Here is a 25,665-nt window from a genome sequence, read left to right on the forward strand (position 1 = left end):
ACAGTGGACGGGTGGACCTCCCCGGCACGATGACGGGTTGGCGGGTTCGCGAGCCCGGCCCGATGCGCTCGCGGCCGCTCGCACAGCTGACCATGCCGGTCCCGGAACCGGGGCCGGACGAGCTGTTGGTGCGGGTCCGGGTGTGCGGAGTGTGCCGCACCGACCTTCATGTCACCGAAGGGGATCTGCCCGTGCACCGCGTGTCGGTGGTGCCCGGCCACGAGGTGGTGGGCGAGGTCGTCGCGTGGGGTGATCGGGTCGGTGACGGATTCGGTTTGGGTGATCGGGTCGGCATCGGCTGGCTGCGGGCCACTTGTGGGGTGTGCCGCTACTGCGTGCGCGGTGACGAGAACCTCTGTCCCGAATCCCGCTACACGGGATGGGATGTCGACGGCGGGTACGCGCAGTACGCGGTGGTGCCCGCCGCGTTCGCGCACCGGCTGCCCGACGGCTATCTCGACGAGGAACTCGCGCCGCTGCTGTGCGCCGGGATCATCGGATACCGCGCGCTGAAGAAGGCGGACGTGCCCGACGGCGGCAGGCTCGGCATCTACGGGTTCGGTGGCAGCGCCCACCTGACCGCGCAGGTCGCCATGGCTCGCGGCATCGAGGTGCACGTGATGACGAGGGGGGAGCGAGCGACGCGTCTCGCCCAGGAACTGGGGGTGGCGTCGGTGCAGGGACCGGCGGACCCGCCGCCGGTACCGCTGGATTCGGCGATCCTGTTCGCGCCCGTCGGCACGCTCGTCCCACCGGCCCTCTCCGCGCTCGACCGCGGCGGCACCCTCGCTGTCGCGGGGATTCACCTCACCGACATCACCCGCCTCCACTACCAGGAGCACCTGTTCCAGGAGCGGACGCTGCGTTCGGTCACCTCCAACACCCGAAGCGACGCCCGTGAGTTCCTCGACTTCGCGGGCAGGCACCGGCTGCTCGTCACCGCCAACGCCTACACCCTCGACGAGGCGGACCGTGCGCTCACCGATCTCCGGGAGGGTCGGGTGGTGGGGGCGGCGGTGCTCATTGCCGGGTGACGAACATCGGCGATCGGATTCCCGTCGCCGTCGTGGACTCGGTTGTACCGTCGTGGAACCATCGGGGTAACACCGTCGGTCTGGAGGACGCCGTGGTCAGCGGAGATCTCGTTATCGATGTTGCGGGACTGTACAAGTCGTTCGGGAAGTTCAGGGCGCTGAACGGTCTCGACCTGCAGGTCGAACGCGGTCGGGTGCACGGCTTCCTCGGCCCCAACGGGGCGGGCAAGTCCACGACGATTCGTGTCCTGCTCGGGCTGCTCAGCGCGGACAGTGGTCGGGTGCGACTGCTCGGCGGCGACCCGTGGCGTGACGTCGTCGACCTGCACCGGCGGCTCGCCTACGTCCCCGGCGATGTGTCGTTGTGGCCGAGCATGACCGGTGGTGAGGCGATCGACCTGCTCGGGTCGCTGCGCGGCGGCATCGACGAAGCTCGTCGTGCGGATCTGGTGGAGCGCTTCGAACTGGATCCGACCAAACGCGGCCGCCAGTACTCGAAGGGAAACCGGCAGAAGGTGGCGATCGTCGCGGCGCTGGCCTCCGATGTCGAACTGCTGATCCTCGACGAACCGACCTCCGGGCTCGATCCGTTGATGGAGAACGTCTTCCAGGAGGTGGTCGGGGAAGCCGTGGCGCGCGGAACCACGGTGCTGTTGTCGAGCCACATCATGGCCGAGGTCGAAACCCTCGCGGACCGACTCAGCATCATCCGGGACGGCGTGATCGTGGAGACGGGGACGTTGTCGGAGTTGCGCGGCCACATGCGCACCACGGTGCGCGCCGAACTGGCCACCGTTCACGACATCGACCGTGTGGCGGTGCTGCACGAGGTCCACCTCGACGGCAACCACCTGACCGCGACGGTGGACACCGATCGGATCGGCGAGGCGATGGAAGCGCTCACCGCGTGCGGTCTACGGAGTTTGACCGTCACCCCACCATCACTGGAGAGCCTGTTCCTGCGCCTCTACGAGCATGACGACGAGACCGAGACCACCCGATGACGGCGCCCGCGGCACTCGTCGGTACGCGGCCGCTGCTGCGGGCGTCGCTGCGGCACGAAGCCCACTCGTTCGCGCCGTGGGTGCTGCTCCCCACGTTGCTGGCTGTGTCGTCGGTGATCGCCTATCCGCTGCTGTTCCCCGAGCCGCAGGAACGTCAGGCGTTCGCCGCGACGGTGGGCGCGAACCCGGCGCTGGGCCTGATCTTCGGTCCGGCGTTCGACCTGTCGACCGTCGACGGGTTCACCGCCTGGCGCAGTCTCGCGCTCGGCGGTTTCGTCACCGCGCTGGGTGCGATCTTCACCACCGTGAAAGCCAGTCGCGGGCAGGAGGATTCCGGTCAGGCCGAGCTCCTCGCCTCCGGGGTGCTCGGCCGGCAGTCACGACTGCTCACCGCACTGGTCATGGCCGCGATCCTGTCCGTCGCGGTCGGCATCGTCGCGGGTGTGGCGACCAGCCTGTGCGGTGGCGCGTGGGAGTCGTCGATGCTGCTCGGCGCCGGGTTCACGGTCACCGGATGGATGTTCGCCGCCGTCGCTGCGCTCTGCGCCCAGATCGGCGCCGATGCCAGGACCGCGACGTCGATCGCGGTTGCGACACTCGGGGTGCTGTTCGTACTGCGGGGTTTTCTGTACTCGGTCGAGGCGCCCGGCTGGACCACCTGGATCAACCCCCTCGGGTGGGTGGAGGAAACGCGCCCGGCCACCGGGGATCACTGGTGGCCGCTGCTGCTCGCCGTGGTGTTGGCCTGCGTCGTCGCAGCGATCGCGTTCGTGTTGCAGACCTCGCGGGACTTCGGTCAGGGCCTCGTCGCACCCCGGCCCGGGCCGGGCCGCGGGACCGCCCGTACCCCACTGGCATTGGCGGCGCGACTGAATCGCTCTCCGGTCGTCTCGTGGTCGCTCGCGTTCGTCGGACTCGGCGTGATCTTCGGGTACTTCACGCGGTCGGTGAAGGATCTGTTCGCCGCGAATCCGGCGCTGGCCCAGATATTCGCGTCCGGTGCGACGTCACCCGCCACCCTGGTTTCCGCGTTCCTCGCGACCATCCTCAGCCTGGTCGGGATCATCGCCTCGGTCGCAGGCGTGCAGATCGTGAACCGCGTCCGCGCCGAAGAACTCGACGACCGCACCGAACCCGTGCTCGCCACCGCGATCACCCGCAATCGGTACTACGGCGGCAACGTGCTCGTGGCATTCGCCGCACCCGCCGTGTTCGTGCTCATCGCCGGAACCGTGATCGGTGTCTTCGCCGCCACCGCGAAGATCGGCATCGGTTTCGGTGACGCACTGCTGCAGGCGCTGGGGACGGTGCCCGCGGTGTGGACGATCGTCGCCCTCGCGGCCGCGGTCATCGGAGCCCGGCCGCAGGTTCAGTTGGCGTCCTGGCTCGGAGTGATCGTTTCCTTCGTGCTCACCCTGCTCGGTCCCAGCTTCAAACTGCCCGACTGGGCGCTCGGGATCAGCCCCTTCTATCACGTCCCGAAGGTGGCGTCCGGCGCCGCCGATTGGTCGGGACTCTGGTGGATCAGCCTGGTCACCGTCGCGTTCCTGGTTGTCGGGTTCGCCGGGTTCCGGCGCCGCGACAGTCCTTGAGACGTCGAGGTTCGCTACTCCGAGACGCCGTGGAGGGTGACGGCGTCGGCGACGGTAGCCCTGCGGCGTGGCCAAACGAACGCGACCCCGACGGTGGCCACCAGCATTCCCGCCGCGGTGACGAGCATCGTTCGGCCGACGCCGGTGGAGAAGGCGTCGATTGCCGCAGCGGTGACATGGTCACGCAGGTCGGCGGGGAGTGACGCGAGCGCGTCCGCGAAGGACGACGAGTTGACCAGTGCCTGGTGGGCCTGGTCGACGTCGCCGGGTGTCAGGCCCGCCGTGTCGATCGCGTTCTCGCTGTCGGCCATCGAGAAGCCGCGGGCGAACGCGGTGAGGATCGCGACGCCGAGCGCCCCGCCGACCATGCTGGACATCTTGAACACCCCGGCCGCGGTGCCCGACAGCGAGGCCGGGGCCTCGCCGACGGCGGCGTTCGAGATGGGGGTCGACAGCAGGCCGAGGCCGAGGCCGATGACGACGAGTCCTGCGGCGACGAGCCACAGTCCGGAATCGGCGTTCAGTGGACCGAGGATCAGGAATCCGACCACCATGGTCCCCAGGCCGACCAGGACGGGGGTGCGGCCGCCGAGTCGCTCGTCGAGCCTGCCCCCGAGCGGGATGAACGCGAAGATGCCGACGACGGCAGGCAGCATCAGCAGTCCGGCCTGCACGGCGCTGTAGCCGCGGGCATTCTGCAGCCACAGCACCAGCAGGTAGGACAGGCCGGCGTAGGAGAGGTTCATCGAGAGGTTCGCGGTCAGGGCTCCGTCGAAGGAACGCAGCCGGAACAGTGAGAGGTCGACCAGTGGTTCGCGAACGCGGCTCTCGATCACCACCCAGGCGATGCCGAGCACGACCGTCACGATCAGCAGCGTGATGATCAGCGGGGACGTCCAGCCTGCGCTGGGGCCGTCGGTCAGGGCGTACAACAGGGCGAACACGGCGAGCCCGATCGTGGTCAGGCCGAGCCAGTCGACGTGACGTGACCCGTCGGGGTCCGCGGATTCGGGTGTGGTCGAACGGATCACCGCGTACGCGATCAGCCCCAGTGGAACGTTGATCCAGAACAGCCACGCCCAGCCGACCGTGTCGGTGACGACGCCGCCGATCGTGGGGGCAACCGCCTGCCCGCCCCAGGCGACGCCCTGCCACACTCCGAATGCCGTCAGTTGGGCCTTCCCGGAGAACTGGGGCGGAATCAGCGCCAGAGTCGCGGGCAGGATCATCGCCGCTCCGATGCCCATCAGGCCGCGGCCGACGATGAGCGCTTCGACGTTCGGGGCGAGCGCCGCGACGACGGAGCACGCCGCGAACAGCAGAACACCGAGTTGCAGCATTCGGCGTCTACCGAAGACGTCGCCGAACTTGCCCGCGGCGATCACCAGCGCGCCTGTCACGAGGCTGAACGCGTTGTTGGCCCAGGAGAGGGAGGACATGTCGGCGCCGAAGTCGTCCGCGATCGTCGGGATGGCCACGCCGAGGTCGGCGAACGCCAGCCACACGAGGCCGGCGGTGGTGCAGATCGCCCCGAGTGAGACCCAACGTCGACGGGATGATGTGTCCGGGCCGACGGCTCGGGTTTCGTTGGTCATCTCGTTCGGCCCCCGCTCTCGTCACGGTGGCAGCCTCGCGGCGGCCGTCCTGCAAGTGTGTCTCCGGATCGGTCGCGTCCGGATCACCCGGATCGGGTGATCCGTGTGGTTGGGCCGAGGCGATCGCCCAGCGGTGTTCGACAGCCGGCCGAGCGGATGCGGCGCCGAGGTTCAGTACGCTGACGCCATGGTGGACGACAGCCGGGCCCCGACTCTCGGTGAGCTGATCCGACAGCAGCGCGAGCTCGCGGCCGTCCCGATGCGCAAGTTCGCGGAGATGGTCGGGATCTCGAATCCCTATCTCTCCCAGATCGAACGGAATCTGCGCGCACCGAGCGATCAGGTGCTCGACGCGATCGCCGAGCACCTGCACATGTCGGCGGAGATGTTGACAGCGCAGGCGCGCCGCGAGGACTCCGGCGATGCGTCGGAGGTGGTGGCCGCGATCCGCCGGGATCCCGATCTGACGAAGGCGCAGCGGGCGGCACTCGAGGAGATGTACGACACCTTCCGGGAGGTGACCGTCGCGAAGCGGCGTCGCGGAGCGGCGGCAGGCGATCGGGCCGCCGCCCCGGACACCGGCGGCCAGGACGACGCCTGAGGGAGCCCCGGGTCGCGACGCACGTCGGCCCCGGACGGTTCGGTTGACCGTCCGGGGCCGATGCGGATGATGCCTGCCTACTTGAGGATCTCGCGGGCCGCGGTGGTGGCTGCCGTGCTGATGCCCGTGATCAACGAACTCTGTGCGTCCACGATCGCGGTGACCCAGTCCAACCGGGTGGCCTCGGCGATCGACCGGTTGAAGTCGACCACGGAGGTCACGGTCTTCTCGTAGGCGTTGACCGTCAGGTTGCCGCTCAACTTTGCGGCGTCGACGAACTTCTCGTTGAATCCCTGTACCCGTTCGAGGTTTTCGTCGAACGACTTGGTGAGTGATTCGACGCCGTCGGCGACGGTCGTCGTCGCGGTGCCCGCGTCGCTCGTGGTGGTGGTCCGTGCTGCCATCGGATGTCTCCTCGGTTTCTGTCGGGGTCGATGCCCGGCTGTTAGCAAGTTAGCACGATGAATGCTAACGCGCTAGGTGGAGTCGGGTCCTCAGCTGAACACGTAAGTGCCGGGGGCGATTCCGATCACCGGGTTCAGCTCGCTCCCCATGGTCGGCGGTGCCTGTAGGTCGCCCGCTCGCTGCTGCGACCACAGCGCCCAGTCCTCCCACCAGGAGACCGACTGGCGTCGAGCCGACGATCGCCACAGCGCCGGGTCCGACGGCAGTGCCTGCGTCGACTCGTCGGGCGCGCCCTGCACCTCGATCCAGTTCTTCTTGCCCGGTGGGTTGACGATGCCGGCAATGTGCCCGCCGTTCGCGAGCACGAAGCGCACCTGTCCACCGAACAGTCGGCCGCCCGCGTACGACGACTCCCAGGGCACGATGTGGTCGTCGATCGCGCCGACCAGGTACACGTCGCTGTCGACCTTCGACAGCGAGATCGCTTGTCCGGCAACGACGAACTCGCCACGCGCCAGCTGGTTCTCGGCATAGAGCGTGCGCAGGTAGGTGCTGTGCATCGCGGCGGGCATCCTGGTCGAGTCGTCGTTCCATGCCAGCAGGTCGAACGACTCGGGTTCCTCGCCGAGCATCCATCGGCTGACCCAGTAGCGGAAGATCAGGTCGTTGGCCCGCAGCATGTCGAACGTCAGGGCCATGTCCTCACCGGACAGGTAGCCGTTGTCCGCCATCAGGACGTCCAGGTTCGCGCGGGTGTCCGGGTCGGTCATCAGTCCGAGCGCGCCGGGGTTGCTGTAGTCGAGCAGGGTGTTCGCCAGCGTCAGCGTGCCGAGACGGTGGTCACCGGAGCCTGCCAGGTGGCCTGCCGCGATCGACGCCATCGCGCCGCCCAGGCACAGTCCGACGATGTCGATCCGGGGTGCCCCGGTGATTTCGCCGACGATGTCCATCGCCGCGGCAACGCCGTGGGTGAGGTAGTCGTCGAACGTCACCTCGCTCATCGTCTCGTCCGGATTGCGGTAGGAGATCAGGAAGACGGTCCGATTGTGCTCGAGCGCCCACTCGACGAAGCTGCGCCCCGGGCCGATGTCCATGATGTAGTACTTGTTGATCCACGGCGGGCAGGCGAGGAGCGGAATCTCGTGCACCTGGTCGGTCTTGGGTGCGTACTGGATGAGCTCGATCAGGTCGTTTCGGAAGACGACCTTGCCTTCGGTTGCGGCCATGTTCTCGCCGACGGTGAACGCGTTCGGGTCGACCCGCTTCGGCAGCCCGCGTCGCGTCACGATGTCCTCGACCAGATGGGCCGCACCCCTGGTCAGGCTCTTGCCGCCGGTGGTGAATGCGCGCGTGAGCACCGCCGGGTTGGTGACGGGATTGTTGGTCGGGGCGGCGAGGTCGAGCACGAGGTGGGCGAACTGGCGGGCCTTTGCCGTAGTGAAGGCGTCCTCGGTTCCCGCGTCGACCAGTCCGTCCACGTAGGACCGAGCGCACAGGTACGCGCGGAGGAGCGCGAAGTACGCCGGGTTCTCCTGCCACGCGGGGTTGCGGAAACGCGGGTCGTTCGGCGCAGGCGGGTCCGTGTCCGCCCCGATCGCGACTCGCGCGGCGTCGGTCGGGATCCGGGCCAGTTCGACCGCGAGTCTGCCGGTGGCGGCGGCGACCCCGGCCGGGTTGCGCGCCGCGCTCTTGGCGACCGAGGTACTGGCGGCGAGCCAGCCGACCGGGTCGACTCGGGCGGACACCTGACGGAAGGCCTGATCAAGCATTGTCGCCTCCCGTGGCCTGGCCCGCGCTGCCGAGGTAGCGCAGGATCATCTGCGCAACACAGACCGGGCGATCGACGCCGAGCGCGTCGAAGGTCAGGGTGACCGCGATCTGATAGCCGCCGGAACACGGTTCGACCGAGGTCACCTCGGCGACGGCACCGACCGACGAGTCGACGGGTACCGGGGCGGGAAAGCGGACCTTGTCGAGTCCGTAGTTGATCAACTGGTCGCAGTCGGTGACATCGAGCAGCTGCGAGTAGAGGTCGACGGCCAGCGACAGGGTGAGGTAGCCGTGTGCGATCGGTGCCCCGAACGGTCCGCGGGCGGCTCGTGCGGGGTCGACGTGGATCCACTGGTGGTCGTTGGTCGCATCGGCGAACAGGTTGATCTGTTCCTGGGTGATCACGACTCGGGACGACGACCCGAGGCTCGTGCCGACGAGTCCGGGTAGCTCCGCCATGGTGACGCGTCGCGTCGCCCGGCTGCTGCTGGTGGTGGTATCGCTGGTCATCCCATGTCCCTGCATTTGGGTTCGAGTGGTACCCGAACTGGTGAACTGTTCCAGGAATTGCACTGATCGATCCCGGTAAACAATTCAATCAATCGGTTCCGGTTACGGTTACCCGGCTTCACGACAATTGCTTTCCGCGGGTTCGATCGAGCGCAGCATATACGCACGGAATTCACGGATGGAGGGGGCGCGCTCAACCGTTTGATTGAACATATGTCCACTTCAAGTCGGGTTCCTGCGATGGGATCGGTTTCACTTGGGGAGGCCAAGGGGGGTGGCCTCCTGGTATGTGCAATTGGCATATGTGTGATTGATATATGGGCACGATGAGAATTATTCGACTGGTTTGATAGCAGAATTGATCTGCTACCGGGCGGTAAGAATTCGAGTTACATCAAATGGAATCCATCGACTGCAGCCCCGAGTTGAGAAGAATTCCGCAAGGTGCATATCGGACATGTGGGCGCTCGTGTCGGTTGACGACGCGGGCCTCGCTGATGCAAGGTAGAACATACGTTCGAAGCGTCCTTCCCCCGCTCGGTCGTGGTCGTGTCAGTGGTGTGGGAGGAGTGTGTGGTGGGCTGGAACAACGGGCCGCCGACCTGGTCGGAGCTGGAACGGGTCCTTTCCGGGCGCTCCGGTCGAAATCCTCCGGAGGCCATGTACCCCGGCGACGGCAGCGACAGTCCGGCGTGGTCCCGCAAGCGCGGTGCCTACCGTGCAGAGGAGATCGCCGTGGACGGTGGTCCGGTCGTGCCCTACGCCGAACTCCACGCCCACTCCGCGTTCAGTTTCCTCGACGGCGCCAGCGGGCCCGAGGAGCTGGTCGAGGAAGCGGTCCGGCTCGGACTCGAGGCGATCGCGTTGACCGACCACGACGGCCTCTACGGGGTGGTGCGGTTCGCGGAAGCGGCCAGGGAACTGCGCATGCGAACCGTGTTCGGAGCCGAATTGTCCCTACCCGCAGTCGATGCCGCGTTCGCTCCGCCGCGTACCGGAACCCCCGACCCGGGTGGGGTGCACCTGCTGGTGCTCGCTCGCGGCCAGGAGGGGTACCGGCGCCTGTCCAGGCAGATCGCCGCCGCGCACCTCGCCGGTGGGGAGAAGGGGAAGCCGACCTACGATCTCGACGCGCTCACCGAGGCCGCAGGCGGGCACTGGCAGATCCTCACCGGATGCCGCAAGGGGCACGTGCGTGCGGCGCTCGTGCTCGGGGGAGCCTCCGCTGCCGAAACCGAATTGCGAGAACTGACGGAGAGATTCGGCCCGGACCGCGTCGCCGTCGAACTCACCGCGCACGGGGTGGTCGAGGACGAGGAGCGCAACGCGGCGCTCGCCGGGCTCGCCGACCGCTGTGGGGTTCCCGTGGTCGCGACCACCGCCGCCCACTTCGCCGCACCGGACCGGTCCCGGCTGGCGATGGCGATGGCCGCGGTCCGGGCCCGGCAGTCCCTCGACGAGGCCGCCGGGTGGCTCGCTCCGACGGGTGGTGCCCACCTGCGGTCGGGGGCCGAGATGACGCGACTGTTCGCCGCGCACCCCTCCGCGGTGCCGACGGCCGCCGAACTCGGTCGCGAGTGCGCCTTCGATCTCGCGCTGATCGCGCCGAAGCTGCCGCCGTTCGATGTCCCCGACGGGCACACCGAGGACAGCTGGCTACGGGAGTTGACGATGGCCGGTGCCCGACGCCGCTACGGCACCCCCGGTGAGCGGCCCGACGCCTACCGGCAGATCGAACACGAACTGGGAATCGTTGCGCAGCTGGGATTCCCGGGCTACTTCCTGGTGGTCCACGACATCGTGTCGTTCTGCAAGCGCAGCGACATCCTCTGCCAGGGCCGCGGCTCGGCGGCCAACTCCGCTGTCTGCTACGCCATCGGCATCACCAACGTGGACCCGGTCGGCAACAGACTGCTCTTCGAGCGGTTCCTGTCGCCGGAGCGGGACGGTCCGCCGGACATCGACGTCGACATCGAGTCGGACCGGCGTGAGGAGGCCATCCAGTACGTCTACAACCGATACGGCCGCGAGTACGCCGCGCAGGTCGCGAACGTCATCACCTACCGCGGCAAGATGGCGGTGCGCGACATGGCTCGCGCTCTCGGCTACTCGCCGGGACAGCAGGACGCGTGGAGCAAGCAGGTCAGCCGGTGGACCGGTGTCAAGGGCGAGAAGGGAACCGACGGTGACATTTCCCGAGGCTCCGCCCGAGGTATTCCGCCGGCGGTCCTCGAGTTGGCCGGTGAGATCGAGGGTTTTCCACGACATCTGGGTATCCACTCGGGAGGCATGGTGATCTGCGACCGGCCGATCGCGGACGTGTGTCCGGTCGAGTGGGCGCGGATGGAGAACCGCAGCGTCCTGCAGTGGGACAAGGACGACTGCGCGGCGGTCGGGTTGGTCAAGTTCGACCTGCTCGGTCTCGGCATGCTCTCCGCGCTGCACTACATGATCGACCTGGTCGCCGAGCACAAGGGCATCGAGGTGGACCTTGCGCACCTGGACCTGTCCGAGGCCGCGGTCTACGAGATGCTGTGCCGCGCCGACTCGGTGGGCGTGTTCCAGGTGGAGTCGCGTGCCCAGATGGCGACGCTGCCGCGACTCAAGCCGCGCACGTTCTACGACCTTGTGGTGGAGGTGGCACTGATCCGGCCGGGTCCCATCCAGGGCGGGTCCGTGCACCCGTACATCAGGCGTCGCAACGGCCGTGAACCCGTCACCTACGACCATCCCAGCCTGGAGCACTCGCTCGAGCGGACCCTCGGCGTGCCGCTGTTCCAGGAACAGTTGATGCAGATGGCCGTCGACGTCGCAGGGTTCACCGCCGCGGAGGCCGACCGATTGCGTCGCGCGATGGGCTCGAAGCGGTCTCCGCAGAAGATGGAACGGCTCAGGGGTCGGTTGTACGACGGCATGCGGGAATTGCACGGCATCACCGGAGAGGTCGCGGACCGGATCTACGAGAAGCTGTACGCGTTCGCGAATTTCGGTTTCCCCGAGAGTCATTCACAATCCTTCGCCTCCCTGGTCTTCTATTCGGCGTGGTTCAAACTGCACCATCCCGCGGCGTTCTGTGCCGGACTGCTGCGCGCGCAGCCGATGGGGTTCTACTCACCGCAATCCCTCGTCGCCGACGCCCGGCGGCACGGTGTCGTGGTGCACGGCCCGGACGTGAACCGTAGCCTCGCCCACGCGGGCCTGGAGTCCGGCGGCATGGAGGTCCGGCTCGGGCTCGGTGAGGTGCGGCACATCGGGACGGCGCTGGCGGAGAAGATCGTCGCCGCGCGCGAGGAGGGGGGACCGTTCACCTCGCTGCTCGACCTGACCGGCCGGGTGGAACTGTCCACGGCGCAGGCGGAGGCGCTGGCGACGGCGGGTGCGCTCGCCGGTGTCGCAGGAACTCGCAGGCAGGCGCTGTGGGCGGCCGGGGCGGCGGCGGGGGAGCGGCCGGACCGGCTGCCCGGCACCGGGGCCTCGGTCTCCGCGCCGACCCTGCCCGGGATGAGCGACGTGGAACTGGCCGCGGCCGATGTGTGGGCGACCGGGGTCTCGCCGGACTCGTACCCCACCCAGTTCCTGCGGCCGCAACTCGACGCGCTCGGAGTGGTCCCGGCGTCGCGGCTGCTGTCGGTCCCGGACGGGGACCGGGTACTCGTCGGCGGCGCCGTCACCCATCGGCAGCGTCCCGCGACCGCGGCAGGAGTGACCTTCATCAACCTGGAGGACGAGACCGGGATGGTGAACGTCGTCTGCTCGGTGGGTCTGTGGGCCCGCTACCGCACCCTCGCGCACACCGCGCCTGCGCTGCTGGTCCGCGGTCGGGTGCAGAACGCGGAGGGGGCGGTGACGGTGGTCGCGGACCGGCTGCAGCGGATGGACCTGCGGATGGCGGGGAAGTCGAGGGACTTCCGTTGAGGCGCCGAAGTGAGGAGTGTCAATGACGTACGTGCCCCACCACAGTTCCCGCCGCCCGATCGCCGGCCTTCAGGGGCCGGCAGGGCATTCGGATCGTGTGTTGGGGCAGTTGTGTTCTCAGACGGCGACGACGGCAGGGGCGTCGTCGCCGCGCCGGTACTGTCCGGGCGCGAGCCCGTATTCGCGCTTGAACGCCTTCGCGAAGGCGAACTCGCTCTGATAGCCGACTTTGCGTGCGACGCCGGCCAACGGGGTGTCGGTGTCGCGGAGCAGTCGAGCCGCGGTGAGCATGCGCCAGCGGGTGAGATAGGACAGTGGCGGCTCACCGACCGTGGCGGCGAATCGGCGTGTCAGGGTCGCCCGGCTCACCCCGGCTACGGCGCTGAGATCGGGCACCGTCCAGGCGCGTTCGGGCGAAGCGTGCATGGCACGGAGCGCGGCCAGCACTCCCGGATCGGTGAACGCTCCGGCCCAGCCCGTCGGGGTCGGAGCGTGACTCTCGAACCAGGCGCGCAACGCGAACAGCAGCAGCGTCTCCAGCAGCGCCGGAACGGCGGCATCGGTTCCAGCGCGCGGCCGTGTCAGCTCCACGGCCAAGATGTCGAGGAGCCCTCGCAGCCCCGGATCGGCGCCCGGCCGCGCGGGGATGTGCACGAAATCGGGCAACTCGTCGAGCAGCGGATGACTGCGCTGCCGACCCAATGCGTAGGCGCCGCACATCAATTCGCTACGCGCACCGGGGCCGCTGATCTCGCGGGGTTCTCCGATGTGGGCCTGCTCGGTCACCTCGCTGTCGAGATTGTCCGCCAGCACATGGTCGGACCCGCGCGGCATCAGGATCACATCCCCGGTGCCGAGTGCGATCGGCGCACCGGCGGGTGGCACCAGCCAGCACGAACCCGCGAGCACCACGTGGAATCCGGTGCCCGGCACCGCGGGATAGCCGCGCCCCCAGGGGGCGTGCCGAATGAACACGCCGCAGGTCGGAGCACCTGTACGGATGGCGGTGATGGTGTCACTGAGCACGTCCACGCCGCCAATCTACTGATCGATCGACCAGTGAGTCATTCGGGCATCAGAGTGAGTCGATGAGCCATTCAATCGCCGTCAGCTTCCCCATAACTTCGTACGCATGACGAACACCGCGCAGCACTCGAACCTCCACCGCCCCACCATCGCCGTGTACGGAGCTACCGGCCACACCGGCGGATACGCCCTGCACGAACTCCGCCGTCGTGGCATCACTCCGCTTCTTGTGGGCCGCCACGAAACCCGTCTGCAGGCGGCGGCCATCGCCGCGGGCCTGCCCGACGCCGATACCCGGCTCGCCGACCTGGATGACCTGGCCGCTCTGACCGCCGCGTTCGCCGAGGTCGACGTGGTCATCAGCACCCTGCCCGCCTACGTCGCGTTTGGCGAACCGGTGCTGGCCGCCGCCATCGCGGCCGGTGCGCACTACACCGATACCTCCGGCGAGCAACTGTTCCTACAGAAGGTGTTCGACGAGTACGGCCCACGCGCCGAAGCCGCCGGTGTGACGATCCTCGGCGGCATCACCAACAGCAACCTGCCCGGCGACCTGCTCGGTCACCTGGCCGCGACGCAGGTGGCAGCGCCGGCCGAGGTCGTGATGAGCCTGGTCACCCGGGGTGAGGGCGGAGGATCGCGGGGCAGCGCGGAAACCGTTCTGGCCGGGATGGACTGGTTCCGCTCGGGCGGCTGGCACTACGCGGACGGCGCGCTGCGCACCGGTCCGATCGACCGGCACACGCTGATGACCTTCCCCGGTGACCCGGCGCCGACCGTGGTCGCCAAATTCCAGCAGCCTCCGGTTCTCACCATCCCCCGCCACACCGACGTGTCCTTCGTGGCAGGCGTCGTCGACGCCGACATGCTCGCCCAGCTCGCCGGTTTCACCCCCGAACTGCTGGATGCACTACCCGAGCCGAGCACCGACCTCCGCTACGAGCTGGTGGTCGACGCCATCGGCGCCGACGGCACTGCGGTACGCGGTGTACTCACCGGCCCGGACGCCTACCGCGACACCGCGATCATGGCGGTCGAGGCGGCCACCCGCCTCGCGGCCGGCGACGTCACACCCGGTGCGCTGGCCCCCGCCGAAGCCTTCGACCCCATTGAGTTCCTGAATTCCCTTGCCGTTCACGACATCACGTGGGGTATTACCGCAGTTCGGTGACCAACCCCACCTGGTGGCCGGTGTGCTTCGAGTCGGCCAGCACACCACGCACGTTGGACCAGGTCCACCGCCCCGCGTGGCGACCGGATCGACAGGCAGCCGTGGCGGATTGCCGACTCCCGTTCGCCTGGGCGGCACCTGTTCACGCCGACAGTTGAAGTGCCTCGGGGATGACGGCGAATGCCTGGTGCAGGCGTTCGAGGAGATCGGCTCGGCCCCCGCTCGCATCGGCGGCGACCCAGCCGCGGCCCGCGCTGCTCCATGCCGTCGTGGTCAGCTCGGCGAGGACGCGGGGGCGCGGGTCACTGTCGGGGAGGGTCAGCCTCTCTGATATCCATTGGGCTACTTGGGTTTCCACGCCGGAACGGGTGTAGTCGACGTGGCCGAGCAGGCTGGGGGCGGTGAGGACCAGTTTGCGGGTGGCGACGTAGCGGACGTCCCAGTCGTCCGGGAGCTCGGCAACCGCGCCGGTGAGGACGTCGCGTAGCGCGGTGAGCACCGGGCCGGCGAGGTCGTGGTCGGTCAAGGCGTCGAGATAGCCGGTCCACAGCTCGGTTTCGGCCTCGACGGCCACGGCCTCCTTGGTGGGGAAGGCCCGGAAGAAAGTGCTGCGCGAGACCTCCGCCGCATCGACCAGTTCCTCCACGGTGGTCGCGGCGAAACCTTTCTCGGTGAACAACCGCAGCGCGGCGTCGGCCAGGGCGCGGCGGGTACGGAGCCGTTTGCGTTCACGCAGCGGTAGAGCGTGGTCGTCGATGGGCATGCCGGAATCCTAGCTCGATGTGAACCTCGAGCACGTAAGACACTCAGTCGCAATTGATACTTGTGCAGTTATGAGACGCAGTGTCAGAATCGCAGAATCAGTTGCGTGAACGAGCACCACCCGAACAAGGAGATCGCAATGAACACCACCGCCCCGCCCACCCTGAACCCGTCGGTCATCGGTCAGGCCGAGAAGCACCACACCGCGGTCTTGGCTCGCGCACTGGCCGGTACCTCGCTGGACGAAAAGCAGTGGATCGTGCTCAACCAGGCCCTGGCCGCCGGGGCGCCGGTTGATCCGGCCGTCCACATCACCCGCGTCGCCGCCATGACCCGGTGGAATCCCGCCGACACGGGGGCCGCCCTGACCGCACTGCTCGAAAGCGGCCTGCTGCGATCGACTTCCGGTGAGCTGGTCGAGCCCACCGAGGGCGGTACGGCGCTCGCGGGCAAGGTCCGGAGCGAATCGGGCGCGATCGTGGCCGCCGCCTACGGCGCGGTCGCCCCCGAGGATCTGGCCACCGCCGCCCGGGTGCTGACCATCATCACCGCCCGGATGGCCGAGGAACTTGCCCGCGCCTGAACCGAGATGCCGCCGCCGGCCGCGGCACCGACAGCCAGATCACCACCACGCCAACGAAAGAGGATGCCATGTCCACCCCGAGTTCGACCGCCGACCGCATCGAGATCGCCGACCTGTTCACGCGCTTCGCCCGCCTGCTCGACGAGCGACGGCGGGACGATGTCGGAACCGTATTCGCCGACGATCTGAAAGTCGACTCACCCCGAATTCAAGTCCGTGGTGTCGACAAGGTCGTCGACTACATGCGACAGGCCGAGGTCGATGGGGAACACACGCAGCACACGACCACCGACCTGCTGGTGAACGTGAATGGCGACCAGGCCACCGCCTCGTCGAACTCGATTGTCTACTACTACCGTGACGGCCGGCCGCCCCACCAGACGGGCAGCCTCCGGCAGACCTGCACGGCAATACGGATGACTGCGGGTTGGCGCCTCAGCGGGATACGAATCACGCCCGCCTGGATCCGCAGGGATTGACAGCGGACTCACCGATTGGAGTCGCACTGTGGTGGTCGTAGGTCGATCGGCCAACGGAACACACGACGGGAGAATCACCGCCGAATCGGGCGCGACGCGGCGGTGACTCGCGCCACGGTCGGGGAGGTGGGGGAACAGTTCTCGCCGCGAGCAGGTTCCTATACCCCAGGGGGTATGCTTGCCTCTGGCTGTGACGAAGGGAGTCGACGTGAAGGTTGTCATCGTGGGTGGCGTCGCCGGTGGAATGTCCGCGGCGACCAGGCTGCGCCGGCTGAACGAGGATGCGCAGATCGTGGTGTTCGAGCGGGGCGCACACGTCTCGTTCGCGAACTGCGGACTGCCGTACTACGCGGGCGGAGTGATCGGGGAGCGCGAGGCACTGCTGCTGCAGACCCCGGACTCGCTGGCCGCCCGGTTCGAACTCGACGTCCGTGTTCGCACCGAGGTCACCTCGATCGACCCGGACGCTCGCACGGTCACCGTGCGCGATCTGGTCACCGGTGTCGAGGCCGTCGAGACCTACGACGAACTGGTCCTCAGCCCCGGCGCGAGCCCGATCGTCCCCGACCTGCCCGGCGTCGACCGTGCGCTGGTCCTGCGCGACGTCGAGGACGTCGACCGCCTCGTCGCCGCGCTGGAATCGACCGCGCGTTCCGCCGTCATCGTCGGCGCCGGGTTCATCGGGATCGAGCTCGCCGAGAACCTGCGCCGCCGCGACCTCGACGTCACGGTCGTCGAACTCGCCGATCAGGTGCTCGCGCCGCTCGACCCCGAGATGGCCGCGCCCGTCGCGGACGAGTTGCGCTCCAACGGGGTCCGGATCGAACTCGGCACCCAGGTCGCTTCGATCGGTACCGACGACGTCACCCTCACTGACGGCCGGGTCCTGCCCGCAGACGTCGTGGTGATGGCGATCGGCGTGCGGCCCGAGTCTGCGCTCGCGGTCGCGGCCGGCATCGAGACGGGCCCGCGCGGCGGCATCGCCGTCGACGAGAAGATGCGGACCTCCGCCGAGCACGTCTACGCGGTGGGTGACGCTGTCGAGAAGCTCGACGCGATCTCCGGGCAGCCCGGCCTCGTGCCGCTCGCCAATCCGGCGAACCGGCAGGGTCGGCTCGTCGCCGACGTGATCTCCGGACTGCCGGTGCGTCCGCGTCCCGTCGTCGGCACGGCGATCGTCGGAGTGTTCTCCCTCATGGCCGCCGCCGTCGGCTGGAACGAGAAGCGCCTGCGCGCTGCGGGCAGGTCCTACCGGGCGATCCACACGCATCCGCAGTCGCACGCCGGGTACTACCCGGGAGCCCAGGGCATGTCGCTGAAGCTGCTCGTCGATCCGGACACCGACGCCATCCTGGGCGCGCAGGGTGTCGGTGGCGACGGGGTGGACAAGCGCATCGACGTGATCGCCACCGCCATGGTCGGAGGCATCACCGCGTCGGAGCTCGCCGATCTGGAACTGGCGTACGCGCCGCAGTTCGGTTCCGCGAAGGATCCGGTGAACATGCTCGGCTACATCGCGGACAACCTGCGAGTGGGCACCGCTGCCACCATTCAGTGGCACGAACTGGACGCCGCCGGTGCGGTGCTCGTCGACGTTCGTACACCGTCCGAGTTCGCGGCCGGCACGATTCCCGGTGCCGTCAACATCGAACTCGACGCGCTCCGGTCGCGGGCTGCCGAACTGCCCAGCGGCGAGATCGTCGTGACCTGCCAGGTAGGTCAGCGCGGGCACACCGCGGCCCGCATCCTGCGTCAGCTCGGCTGCGACGTCCGCAACCTCGACGGCGGCTACCGCACCTGGCTCGCGGGTCGCGCCCACGCCGACCTCCTCGTCTGACCTTTCGAGAACACCCCCGGCCTCCGGGGGTTTTCTCGGCCCGCTCATATACCCCCACCCGTATTTCCGAGAAGGATGTTCGATGCCATGACCACCACCGACACCGACAAGCACACCCCGCCGCGGGAGCAGGTGCACGGCCTGATGGCGCGACTCGGCGCCACGATGGCCGACCGCTTCAAGCTCGTTGTCATCGCCTGGATTGCCGTCGTCGTCGCGCTCGGTGCCGCCGCGCCCAGCGTGTTCAGCTCACTCGCCGGCGCGGGCTGGCAGGCCGACGGCTCCGAGTCCGTCCAGGTCCGCGAGCTCGCCCAGGAGCACTTCGGTGGCACCGGGTCCGACGCCCTGCAGGTCGTCGTGCACTCCGAGACGCACACCGTGGACGATCCCGAGATGGCCGCCGCGATCGCGGGCGTCACCGGCGTCTTGGACGCCGACTCCCGGATCTCCCAGGTGGTGCCGCCGCAGCCGGGCATGACGATCAGTCCCGACGGGCACACCGCGATCGTGCTCGGCGGCGCGGGCGCCGACGCGAACACGATGGTCACCGCCGCAGGCGACCTCGCGGACCCGCTGGCCGCGGTCGCCGGGGAAGGGGTCGAGATCCACCCCACAGGCGCGTCCGCGCTGTGGAGCGACTTCAATGCCGCCAATCACGACGCGATGATCAAGGCCGAGTTGTTCTCCTGGCCGGTCACCCTCGCGATCATGGTGCTCGCGTTCGGCTCGCTCGTCGCGGCGGGTCTGCCGCTGCTGCTCACGATGGCAGGTCTGGTCGCGTCCGCAGGCGCGCTGGTGCTGCTGAACGAGCTCACCCCGATCTCGGTGTGGGCGATGAACTTCGCGATGATGTTCGCCCTCGCCCTCGGTATCGACTACGCGCTGTTCCTGGTCGTCCGCTTCCGGGACGCCCTGCGTAACGGCGCGAGCTCCCGGATGGCCGTCGCCGAGACGATGGCAACCGCGGGCAAGGCGGTGCTGCTCTCCGGCTTGACGGTGCTGGTCAGCCTGTCGGCGGTGCTGCTGGTGCCCGCCCCCGCGGTGCGCACCATGGCGGTCGGCATCATGCTGGCCGTGCTGTTCGTGCTCGCCGCGACGCTGACCCTGCTGCCCGCGGTCCTGGGCAAGCTGGGCGGCAAGGTGAACAAGGGGGCGCTGCCGTACGCGAAGCGTCAGGAGCACCGGTCGCCGGTGTTCTTCCGCTGGGGTGCGCTGGTGAACCGTCGGCCGTGGCCGCTCGCCATCGGCGCGCTGATCGTCCTGGTGTTGCTCTCGATCCCGGTGTTCGGCCTGAAGGTGGCCATGCCGTCGATCCAGGTCGTGCCCGAGGATGCCGCCGTGCGGCAGGGCTACGAGATCGTGCAGGAACAGATGGGTGCCGGTGTGCCCGGCACGCTGCAGATCGTCGCTGCCGCTGAGGATGCCGACGAGGTCGCGCGGGTCGCCGCCGCCACCGAGGGCGTCGCGATGGTGAGTCCGCCGATGTCCTCCCTCGACGGCTCCGATCACGTGCTGCTGCAGGCGGTGCCGGACGTCGACCCGTCGGATCCCGCACTGGCCGGTACCCTGGACCGGCTGCGGGCCGACCTGCCCGAGTCCGCGATCGTCGGCGGCGCCCCCGCCGAGAACCTGGACCTGCAGCAGGCGCTGAACGACTACCTGCCGATCGTGATGGCGGTGATCCTGGTGCTCGGCTTCCTGCTGTTGCTGATCGCGCTGCGCGCGCCGTTGGTGGCGCTGATGGGCACCGTGGTCAGCCTGCTGTCCACCGGTGCCGCGTTCGGAGTGGCGAAGCTGATCTTCCAGGACGGTCACGGCGCGGGACTGCTCGGCTTCGAGCCGCAGGGCTTCCTCGACGGCTGGGGGCCGGTGTTCTTCTTCGCGATGATCTTCGCGATCGCGATGGACTACACGGTGTTCCTGCTCTCGACCGTCAAGGAGCACTACGAGCGCACCGGTGACGCCGCCGCCGCGCAGGTCGAGGGCATGGCGCACTCGGGCCGAGTGATCTTCGCCGCCGCCGCGGTGATGGTGGGCGTGTTCTTCAGCTTCGCGCTCGCCGAGCCGTTGCCGCCGAAGGAGATGGGCATCATCCTCGGCGTCGCGGTCCTGCTCGACGCGGTGCTGATCCGGCTGGTGTTGCTGCCCGCGCTGCTGCGGATCGCCGGCCGGGCAGCGTGGTGGTCACCGGCGTGGCTGCGCCGGCTGCTACCCGAGATCAGCTTCTCGCACGGCTGACGGGCGGTCAGTGCTCCGGGTCTGGTTCGACATCCGCGTCCAGCCCGGAGCCGCCGTCGGTGTCGGCGTCGAGCGCGCTGACAGTGATGCCGTACGGCAGGAAGCGGACGCGGCGGTGGGCGTCGGTATTGGTCTTGTTGGCGCGCAACGCGTCGAGTTCGGTGGCGTACACCTGCTCGACGGTGGCCGTGCCGTCGTCGTCGACGACGAAGATCGCCCACACGCCGCCGCCGGTGTCGCCGGTGGTCTGGGTCTGCTTACGGCGCGGGTACGCATACGTCACGCCGGGGCGGGACTCCGTGACGATCTCGAAGCCGGCGTCGCTGATGATGCTGCCGATCCTGTCGACCGTGTCGCGGATGCCCTCCCCGACCTGGCGGGCCATGCGGTCGAGATCCTCGGGGTCGAAGCCGAAGGGCCGGTTCTCGCTCATGGACTTCTCCTGTCGTGGGTGGGCGGTGTCGCCCGCTTCACCTTCCAGTGTGGCCGCGTGGACCCCGGTTTCGCCACGAAACCCGGGATATACCCCGAGGGGTAAACTGAAGGAGTTCGATCCGAATGCGTGTCGAGAAAGAGCAGGTGTGTCGATGACAGGCGACGAAGAAAGTATCGCGCAGGTCCTGAACCGGCTGCGCCGCGCGCAGGGGCAGCTTGCGGGCGTGATCTCGATGATCGAGGCGGGACGTGACTGCAAGGACGTCGTGACTCAGTTGGCGGCGGTGTCCCGTGCGCTGGACAGGGCCGGATTCAAGATTGTCGCCACAGGGTTGCGTGATTGCCTCGACGGGACCACGCGCGACAATCAGGAACCGATGACCGAGGCGGAGCTCGAGAAGCTCTTCCTGGCGTTGGCGTGACGATGGACGCCTCGGACTGGGACGCCCGTTATCGCGACCGCCCCGACCCCTGGGGCAGTGAACCCGCCGAAACGATCCGGCAGCGCCTCGGCGGGGCGACGCCCGGCACGGCTGTCGACCTGGCGTGTGGAGACGGAAGGCACGCTCGGTGGCTGGCCCGCATGGGGTGGACCGTCACCGCGGTCGACCACTCCGAGGTCGCGATCGAGCAGGCCCGGGAGAAGGACGCCGACGGATTGATCGACTGGCGGGTCGCCGACGTCACGGACTGGGCGCCCGGCCGGCAGGTCGATCTGGCGTTGCTCAGTTTCCTGCACCTGCCGACGGACGATCTGCGGGCGCTCGTCGCCCGGGCCGCGGGCTGGCTCGCCCCGGGTGGTCGCCTGCTGTATCTCGGGCATTCGATCGAGAACTATCACCGCGGGGTCGGCGGGCCGCCCGACCCGGCGATCCTGCCGGGCATCTCCGATCTCGCGTCGGCCTCGGCGGGTCTGCGCATCCACGCGCTCGAGCACGTACTGCGCCCGCAGGGTGACGGGACTGCCGTCGACGTCCTGCTCGACGCGTCGCCCTGGCAGTTGCTCGAGCATCGCTGAACGGCATACCGAACGGAACCAAGGGAAGGGATCGCACACATGGAACTCGGAATCGGAACCACACTGACCGCCGACTTCGACGATGCGGTGGCCCGGACACGTGCAGCACTGCAGGAGCAGGGATTCGGTGTGCTCACGGAGATAGACCTGCAAACGACGCTCAAGGAGAAGATCGGGGCCGACCTGGACAGGTACCTGATCCTCGGCGCATGCAATCCGGGGCTCGCGAACCGCGCCGTCGGTGCGGATCCGCAGATCGGGCTGTTGCTGCCGTGCAACGTCGTGGTGCGGTCCGAGGGCTCATCCGCCGTCGTCGTGGAAGCGATGAACCCGCAACTGATGGTCGAGGTGACGGGCAATCCGGAGCTGGCGGCCGTCGCCGAGGAAGCTGCCGGTTTGCTGCGGGCCGCCGTCGGTTCGCTGACTTCCTGACTCTCCGGGGTCGCGTACGAGATGTTCGGCGCGACAGGGAGTGTCCCGGCGTCCGGGTTTCGGGAATGGCTCCGCCGAGCGCGTAGATTGCTTTGATGTTCGTCGCTCGAATGGAGTACGCATGTCTGTGGGAATTGGGCTCCGCATCGGCAGCCTCGTCTCGACGCTCGTCGTTGCCTCGAACGAACCGGGCACTCCCGACCCGATAGTCATCGTCCGTGACACCGTCCTCTACGTCGGCTCCGACGGTGACGTTCTTCTCGGCGGCGGTGACCCACCGGAGGGCGGCGAGTTCGTCGGCACCGTGACGGGGTTCGTGGCCCGGGTCGGAGATCCCGAAGGTGTGGCGGCCAGCGACGGTACCCGCTACCGGGCGGAGGACGTCGTGGCCTCCGCGATGCGTTCGCTGGTGCGGGAGTGCGAGCCGCTGCCCACCTTCGGTGGTCGCGACGGCGGCACACCGACGGTCGTCGCGTCCTACCCCTCGATGTGGGAGGCGGACCAGATCGCAGACCTCCGTAACTCGCTGAACTATTCGGGACTGGGCGAGCTTTCACTGCTGTCCGACGCGGAAGCGGTGTGCGCGTGGTTCGAATCGGAGGTCTCGGCGAAGCCCGGGCAGCTGATCGGCACCTATCACGTGGACGACGCGGGGGCCACGGTCACGCTCGTGCGTTCCGGTGTCTCCAGCGGTCGGTCGTTTCGGTTCGCCGCATCCCGCGGCTCGTCGCCGACGGCCCAGTTGTCCACGGCCCTGGGCGCATTCGGCTGGCTACCGTCCAACCTCGACGCCGTGGTGGTGACGGGTGACGGCATCGTCGCGCGGGACGTCGTCGCGTTGCGCGGCGTCGCCGATGCACTCGCCACGAAGTTCGGGGTGCACGTCGTGGTGGGTCCGGGTCCGGAGCAGGCCGCAGCGCTCGGCGCCGCCATCGTCGCAGCCGGCTTCCGCAGTGCGACTCGGCCGAACAAGCCGATCGGGCTGCCGCCGTCCTATGACGTCACCGAGGTGCTGACGGCCATCCGCGGGCCACTGCTGCCCGCCGACGTCGTGACGGACGGCGACACAGTCCTCTCGGCGGCGTCCGCCGCGGTGGAGGTCGCCGAAGGCCCGATCGAGGACCCGGCCGAGGCCGGTGTCGTCGAGGTCGTCACCGAGCCCGCAGTGGACACAGCCGAGGAGGGCGGGGGTTCGGCAGGACGAACAGTGCTGAGGGTGCTGGTCGTGGTCGCCCTGCTCGCGCTCGTGGCAGCTGTCGTGGTCTTCCTGCTGCTCTGACGTCGGGCACCACGGCACCTTGTCTCCCCACAATGAGGCTTTGTGGCCGGGTAGGGTGTGCCGCATGCCCCTGTCTCCGCGCGTCCCCGAACTGGCTGCACTCGACGTGCTCCTGTCCGTTGCGCGACTCGGCAGCATGGGCGCCGCGGGACGGGAACACGGACTCAGTCAGCAGGCGATCAGCGCTCGCGTCCGGTCCGCGGAGCGTCAGCTCGGCATCAAGGTGTTCGACCGCGCCACCACTGGTGTCACCCCCACCTACGAGGGGGGACTGGTCCTCGAATGGGCCGCCGGAACCCTGACCGCCGCAGAGCAACTCGCCTCCGGAATCTCCGCCCTTCGCGGCGAGAGGGAAGCGAACCTGACCGTCGCGGCGAGCATGACCATCGCCGAGTACCTGGTGCCCGGCTGGACCGTCACCATGCGACGCAAGCATCCGACGGTCGTTACCTCCGTCCGCCTGCTCAACTCCACCGACGTCGTCGCCCAGGTGCTCTCCGGACAGGCCGAACTCGGATTCGTCGAGGGGCCTGAGGTGCCCGCCCGTCTCGATTCCCGGGAAGTTGCGCGCGACGAACTGGTGGTGGTGGTCCCGCCCGCACACCCGTGGGCGCGATCGGGGCCGATCGCGCCTGCCGAACTCGCGCGAACGCCGTTGATCCAGCGTGAATTCGGGTCGGGCACCCGCAACACCCTGGAGCGGGCCGTCCCCGGATGTGTGGCACCGCTGCTCGAGCTGACGTCCTGCACCGCGGTCAAGGCTGCCGTTGTCGCAGGCAACGCGCCCGCCGTCGTGTCGTCGCTCGCCGTGGCCGCCGACATCGTCGACGGCAGGCTCGTCGCCGTCGAACTCGAGGGACTTCGTCTGCCGAGACGGTTGCTCGCCGTGTGGGATCACGCCAGCGGGCTGCGGGGCTCCGCACGGGAGTTCCTCGACATCGCGGCCGGTGCGCGGTGATGCCGTTGCACCGCAGACACACCGAGGTCGGCGTCAGCCGTCGCTCTGCACGACGTCGAGGATTCCGGGGTCTGCGCTGAGTCGATACGACCGGCGCCGACATCGACGACCTGGCCGGACGCGTACTCGACGTCCTCGGCCGGTACGAGGCGGGCCGAGGCCAGGAGCGATAGGCCGTCATTGCGGCGAATCCTCCGTATGCTGAGTCCGTGCCCCTGTGGGACGGACACGAGTACGCCGAGGTGAGTGCGCTGCAACGCACGCTCGCCGGGCAGGCGCTGGCCGGCCTCAGCCTGCGCGGCGACGAGCAGGTCCTCGACATCGGTTGCGGGGACGGCCTGGTCAGTCTCGAACTGGCGGCGCGGGTGCCGCGGGGGTCGGTCGTCGGGATCGACGCGTCACCGCGGATGATCGAGACGGCCACTGCACGCCCGGTTCCGGCGGGTGCGTCGGCGCGGTTCCTGGTCGGCGATGCCCGCGACCTGCCGTTCGCCGACGAGTTCGACCTGGTGGTGTCGTTCAATGCGCTGCACTGGGTACCCGAGCAGCGTCGCGCTCTGGAGTCCCTTGCGCACGCGCTTCGGCCGGGTGGCCGGGCGGTGGTCCAGATGGTCTGTGCCAGTGAGCGTTCCAGTGTCGAAGGCATCGAGATGGAGGTCGCCCGCCGGCCTGAGTGGGCGACGGATTTCGTGGGGTTCGAGGCGCCCTACGTGCACCCCGCGCCCGACGAGTACGCGGCGCTCGCCGAGGCGGCGGGATTAGCGGTGACGGGGCGACGGACGTGGGAAGTGGAGTGGGACTTCGGTTCTCGCTGGGATTTCCTGCGGTGGTGCACGGTGGGGTCCACAGACTGGACGCGACGCCTCGAACCCGACCGTGCCGCCCGGTTCATGGCCGACGTCGTCGCCGCGTACGAGGCGGTCGCGGGTAGGCCGGGACTGTTCCGGTTCAGTCAGATGCGCGTCGAGTTGAGCCGCGACGGCGCCCGTGGGTGAGGCAGGGCGACCCTGTCCCGACAATC

General features: G+C 68.7%; 23 protein-coding genes. 16 read left to right on the forward strand and 7 right to left on the reverse strand.

The window, feature by feature from the left end; all coding sequences use genetic code 11:
* Positions 1 to 29 precede the first annotated feature (29 nt).
* The 3 genes from RHCRD62_RS03860 (at position 30) to RHCRD62_RS03870 (ending at position 3,630) form a co-directional block, all read left to right on the forward strand.
* A complete protein-coding gene (locus RHCRD62_RS03860) occupies positions 30 to 1,034 on the forward strand; it encodes a zinc-binding alcohol dehydrogenase family protein (protein WP_050063481.1) in 1,005 nt (334 codons plus the stop codon).
* A 92-nt stretch (positions 1,035 to 1,126) separates the two neighbouring features.
* Positions 1,127 to 2,038 carry an ABC transporter ATP-binding protein gene (locus tag RHCRD62_RS03865; RefSeq protein ID WP_157050806.1) on the forward strand — a complete coding sequence of 304 codons (912 nt, stop codon included), beginning with the start codon at positions 1,127 to 1,129 and terminating at the stop codon, positions 2,036 to 2,038.
* Positions 2,035 to 3,630 (forward strand): ABC transporter permease, encoded by a 1,596-nt coding sequence (locus tag RHCRD62_RS03870; protein ID WP_050063280.1) that lies wholly within the window; start codon positions 2,035 to 2,037, stop codon positions 3,628 to 3,630. Before RHCRD62_RS03865 ends, RHCRD62_RS03870 begins: the two co-directional genes overlap by 4 nt.
* A 14-nt stretch (positions 3,631 to 3,644) precedes the next feature.
* Here RHCRD62_RS03870 and RHCRD62_RS03875 read toward each other — a convergent pair whose 3' ends face one another.
* Entirely contained in the window at positions 3,645 to 5,225 is a 1,581-nt protein-coding gene (locus tag RHCRD62_RS03875; protein ID WP_050063281.1) for an MFS transporter, read from the reverse strand.
* A gap of 187 nt (positions 5,226 to 5,412) precedes the next feature.
* Between RHCRD62_RS03875 and RHCRD62_RS03880 the strand changes: the two genes are divergently transcribed.
* Positions 5,413 to 5,826 carry a helix-turn-helix domain-containing protein gene (locus RHCRD62_RS03880; protein ID WP_050063483.1) on the forward strand — a complete coding sequence of 138 codons (414 nt, stop codon included), beginning with the start codon at positions 5,413 to 5,415 and terminating at the stop codon, positions 5,824 to 5,826.
* A 77-nt stretch (positions 5,827 to 5,903) separates the two neighbouring features.
* Here RHCRD62_RS03880 and RHCRD62_RS03885 read toward each other — a convergent pair whose 3' ends face one another.
* The 3 genes from RHCRD62_RS03885 to RHCRD62_RS03895 all read right to left on the reverse strand — a co-directional run bounded on the left by RHCRD62_RS03885 (position 5,904) and on the right by RHCRD62_RS03895 (position 8,511).
* On the reverse strand, positions 5,904 to 6,230 hold the full coding sequence (locus RHCRD62_RS03885; protein ID WP_050063282.1) for a hypothetical protein: 327 nt from the start codon (positions 6,228 to 6,230) through the stop codon (positions 5,904 to 5,906).
* A gap of 90 nt (positions 6,231 to 6,320) precedes the next feature.
* Positions 6,321 to 8,000 carry a PHA/PHB synthase family protein gene (locus tag RHCRD62_RS03890; RefSeq protein WP_050063283.1) on the reverse strand — a complete coding sequence of 560 codons (1,680 nt, stop codon included), beginning with the start codon at positions 7,998 to 8,000 and terminating at the stop codon, positions 6,321 to 6,323.
* Positions 7,993 to 8,511 (reverse strand): MaoC family dehydratase, encoded by a 519-nt coding sequence (locus RHCRD62_RS03895; protein ID WP_084734054.1) that lies wholly within the window; start codon positions 8,509 to 8,511, stop codon positions 7,993 to 7,995. The genes RHCRD62_RS03890 and RHCRD62_RS03895 overlap by 8 nt, the downstream gene beginning before the upstream one ends.
* Before the next feature lie 576 nt (positions 8,512 to 9,087).
* On the opposite strand from RHCRD62_RS03895, the gene RHCRD62_RS03900 reads away from it, so the two are divergent.
* Positions 9,088 to 12,426 carry an error-prone DNA polymerase gene (locus RHCRD62_RS03900; protein WP_050063485.1) on the forward strand — a complete coding sequence of 1,113 codons (3,339 nt, stop codon included), beginning with the start codon at positions 9,088 to 9,090 and terminating at the stop codon, positions 12,424 to 12,426.
* A gap of 117 nt (positions 12,427 to 12,543) precedes the next feature.
* On the opposite strand, the gene RHCRD62_RS03905 is transcribed toward RHCRD62_RS03900, so the two are convergent.
* Positions 12,544 to 13,458 carry an AraC family transcriptional regulator gene (locus RHCRD62_RS03905; RefSeq protein WP_050063284.1) on the reverse strand — a complete coding sequence of 305 codons (915 nt, stop codon included), beginning with the start codon at positions 13,456 to 13,458 and terminating at the stop codon, positions 12,544 to 12,546.
* 100 nt (positions 13,459 to 13,558) lie between these two features.
* Here RHCRD62_RS03905 and RHCRD62_RS03910 point away from each other — a divergent pair, with 100 nt between their 5' ends.
* Positions 13,559 to 14,623 carry a saccharopine dehydrogenase NADP-binding domain-containing protein gene (locus tag RHCRD62_RS03910; protein WP_050063285.1) on the forward strand — a complete coding sequence of 355 codons (1,065 nt, stop codon included), beginning with the start codon at positions 13,559 to 13,561 and terminating at the stop codon, positions 14,621 to 14,623.
* A gap of 142 nt (positions 14,624 to 14,765) precedes the next feature.
* Here the strand turns inward: RHCRD62_RS03910 and RHCRD62_RS03915 are convergent, their stop codons facing one another.
* Positions 14,766 to 15,386 (reverse strand): TetR/AcrR family transcriptional regulator, encoded by a 621-nt coding sequence (locus RHCRD62_RS03915; protein ID WP_050063286.1) that lies wholly within the window; start codon positions 15,384 to 15,386, stop codon positions 14,766 to 14,768.
* Positions 15,387 to 15,524: 138 nt separating this feature from the next.
* Between RHCRD62_RS03915 and RHCRD62_RS03920 the strand changes: the two genes are divergently transcribed.
* From RHCRD62_RS03920 to RHCRD62_RS03935, 4 genes are all read left to right on the forward strand, one after another.
* Positions 15,525 to 15,968, forward strand: coding sequence for a hypothetical protein (locus RHCRD62_RS03920; RefSeq protein WP_157050790.1), 444 nt, complete (start codon positions 15,525 to 15,527; stop codon positions 15,966 to 15,968).
* Positions 15,969 to 16,036: 68 nt separating this feature from the next.
* Positions 16,037 to 16,447, forward strand: coding sequence for a nuclear transport factor 2 family protein (locus tag RHCRD62_RS03925; protein ID WP_050063288.1), 411 nt, complete (start codon positions 16,037 to 16,039; stop codon positions 16,445 to 16,447).
* Positions 16,448 to 16,655: 208 nt separating this feature from the next.
* Positions 16,656 to 18,284, forward strand: coding sequence for an FAD-dependent oxidoreductase (locus RHCRD62_RS03930; RefSeq protein ID WP_050063289.1), 1,629 nt, complete (start codon positions 16,656 to 16,658; stop codon positions 18,282 to 18,284).
* An 87-nt stretch (positions 18,285 to 18,371) separates the two neighbouring features.
* Positions 18,372 to 20,522, forward strand: coding sequence for an MMPL family transporter (locus RHCRD62_RS03935; RefSeq protein ID WP_084734080.1), 2,151 nt, complete (start codon positions 18,372 to 18,374; stop codon positions 20,520 to 20,522).
* Positions 20,523 to 20,529: 7 nt separating this feature from the next.
* On the opposite strand, the gene RHCRD62_RS03940 is transcribed toward RHCRD62_RS03935, so the two are convergent.
* Entirely contained in the window at positions 20,530 to 20,955 is a 426-nt protein-coding gene (locus RHCRD62_RS03940) for a hypothetical protein (protein ID WP_050063291.1), read from the reverse strand.
* A gap of 154 nt (positions 20,956 to 21,109) precedes the next feature.
* Between RHCRD62_RS03940 and RHCRD62_RS03945 the strand changes: the two genes are divergently transcribed.
* From RHCRD62_RS03945 to RHCRD62_RS03970, 6 genes are all read left to right on the forward strand, one after another.
* Complete coding sequence (locus tag RHCRD62_RS03945) at positions 21,110 to 21,379, forward strand: metal-sensitive transcriptional regulator (RefSeq protein ID WP_050063486.1); 270 nt, start codon at positions 21,110 to 21,112, stop codon at positions 21,377 to 21,379.
* Positions 21,380 to 21,381: 2 nt separating this feature from the next.
* Positions 21,382 to 21,975, forward strand: a complete 594-nt coding sequence (locus RHCRD62_RS03950; protein WP_050063292.1) for a class I SAM-dependent methyltransferase — start codon at positions 21,382 to 21,384, stop codon at positions 21,973 to 21,975.
* A 39-nt stretch (positions 21,976 to 22,014) separates the two neighbouring features.
* A complete protein-coding gene (locus RHCRD62_RS03955; RefSeq protein WP_050063293.1) occupies positions 22,015 to 22,407 on the forward strand; it encodes a DUF302 domain-containing protein in 393 nt (130 codons plus the stop codon).
* 121 nt (positions 22,408 to 22,528) lie between these two features.
* Positions 22,529 to 23,686: a hypothetical protein gene (locus tag RHCRD62_RS03960; protein ID WP_050063294.1), complete on the forward strand. Its 1,158-nt coding sequence runs from the start codon at positions 22,529 to 22,531 to the stop codon at positions 23,684 to 23,686.
* A 64-nt stretch (positions 23,687 to 23,750) separates the two neighbouring features.
* Positions 23,751 to 24,644 carry a LysR family transcriptional regulator gene (locus tag RHCRD62_RS03965; protein ID WP_050063295.1) on the forward strand — a complete coding sequence of 298 codons (894 nt, stop codon included), beginning with the start codon at positions 23,751 to 23,753 and terminating at the stop codon, positions 24,642 to 24,644.
* A gap of 209 nt (positions 24,645 to 24,853) precedes the next feature.
* Entirely contained in the window at positions 24,854 to 25,639 is a 786-nt protein-coding gene (locus RHCRD62_RS03970; RefSeq protein WP_050063296.1) for a class I SAM-dependent methyltransferase, read from the forward strand.
* Positions 25,640 to 25,665: the final 26 nt, after the last annotated feature.

Origin of the sequence: Rhodococcus sp. RD6.2 (assembly GCF_001040705.1) — a bacterium.
In the GTDB taxonomy this organism is placed as follows: domain Bacteria; phylum Actinomycetota; class Actinomycetes; order Mycobacteriales; family Mycobacteriaceae; genus Rhodococcus_G.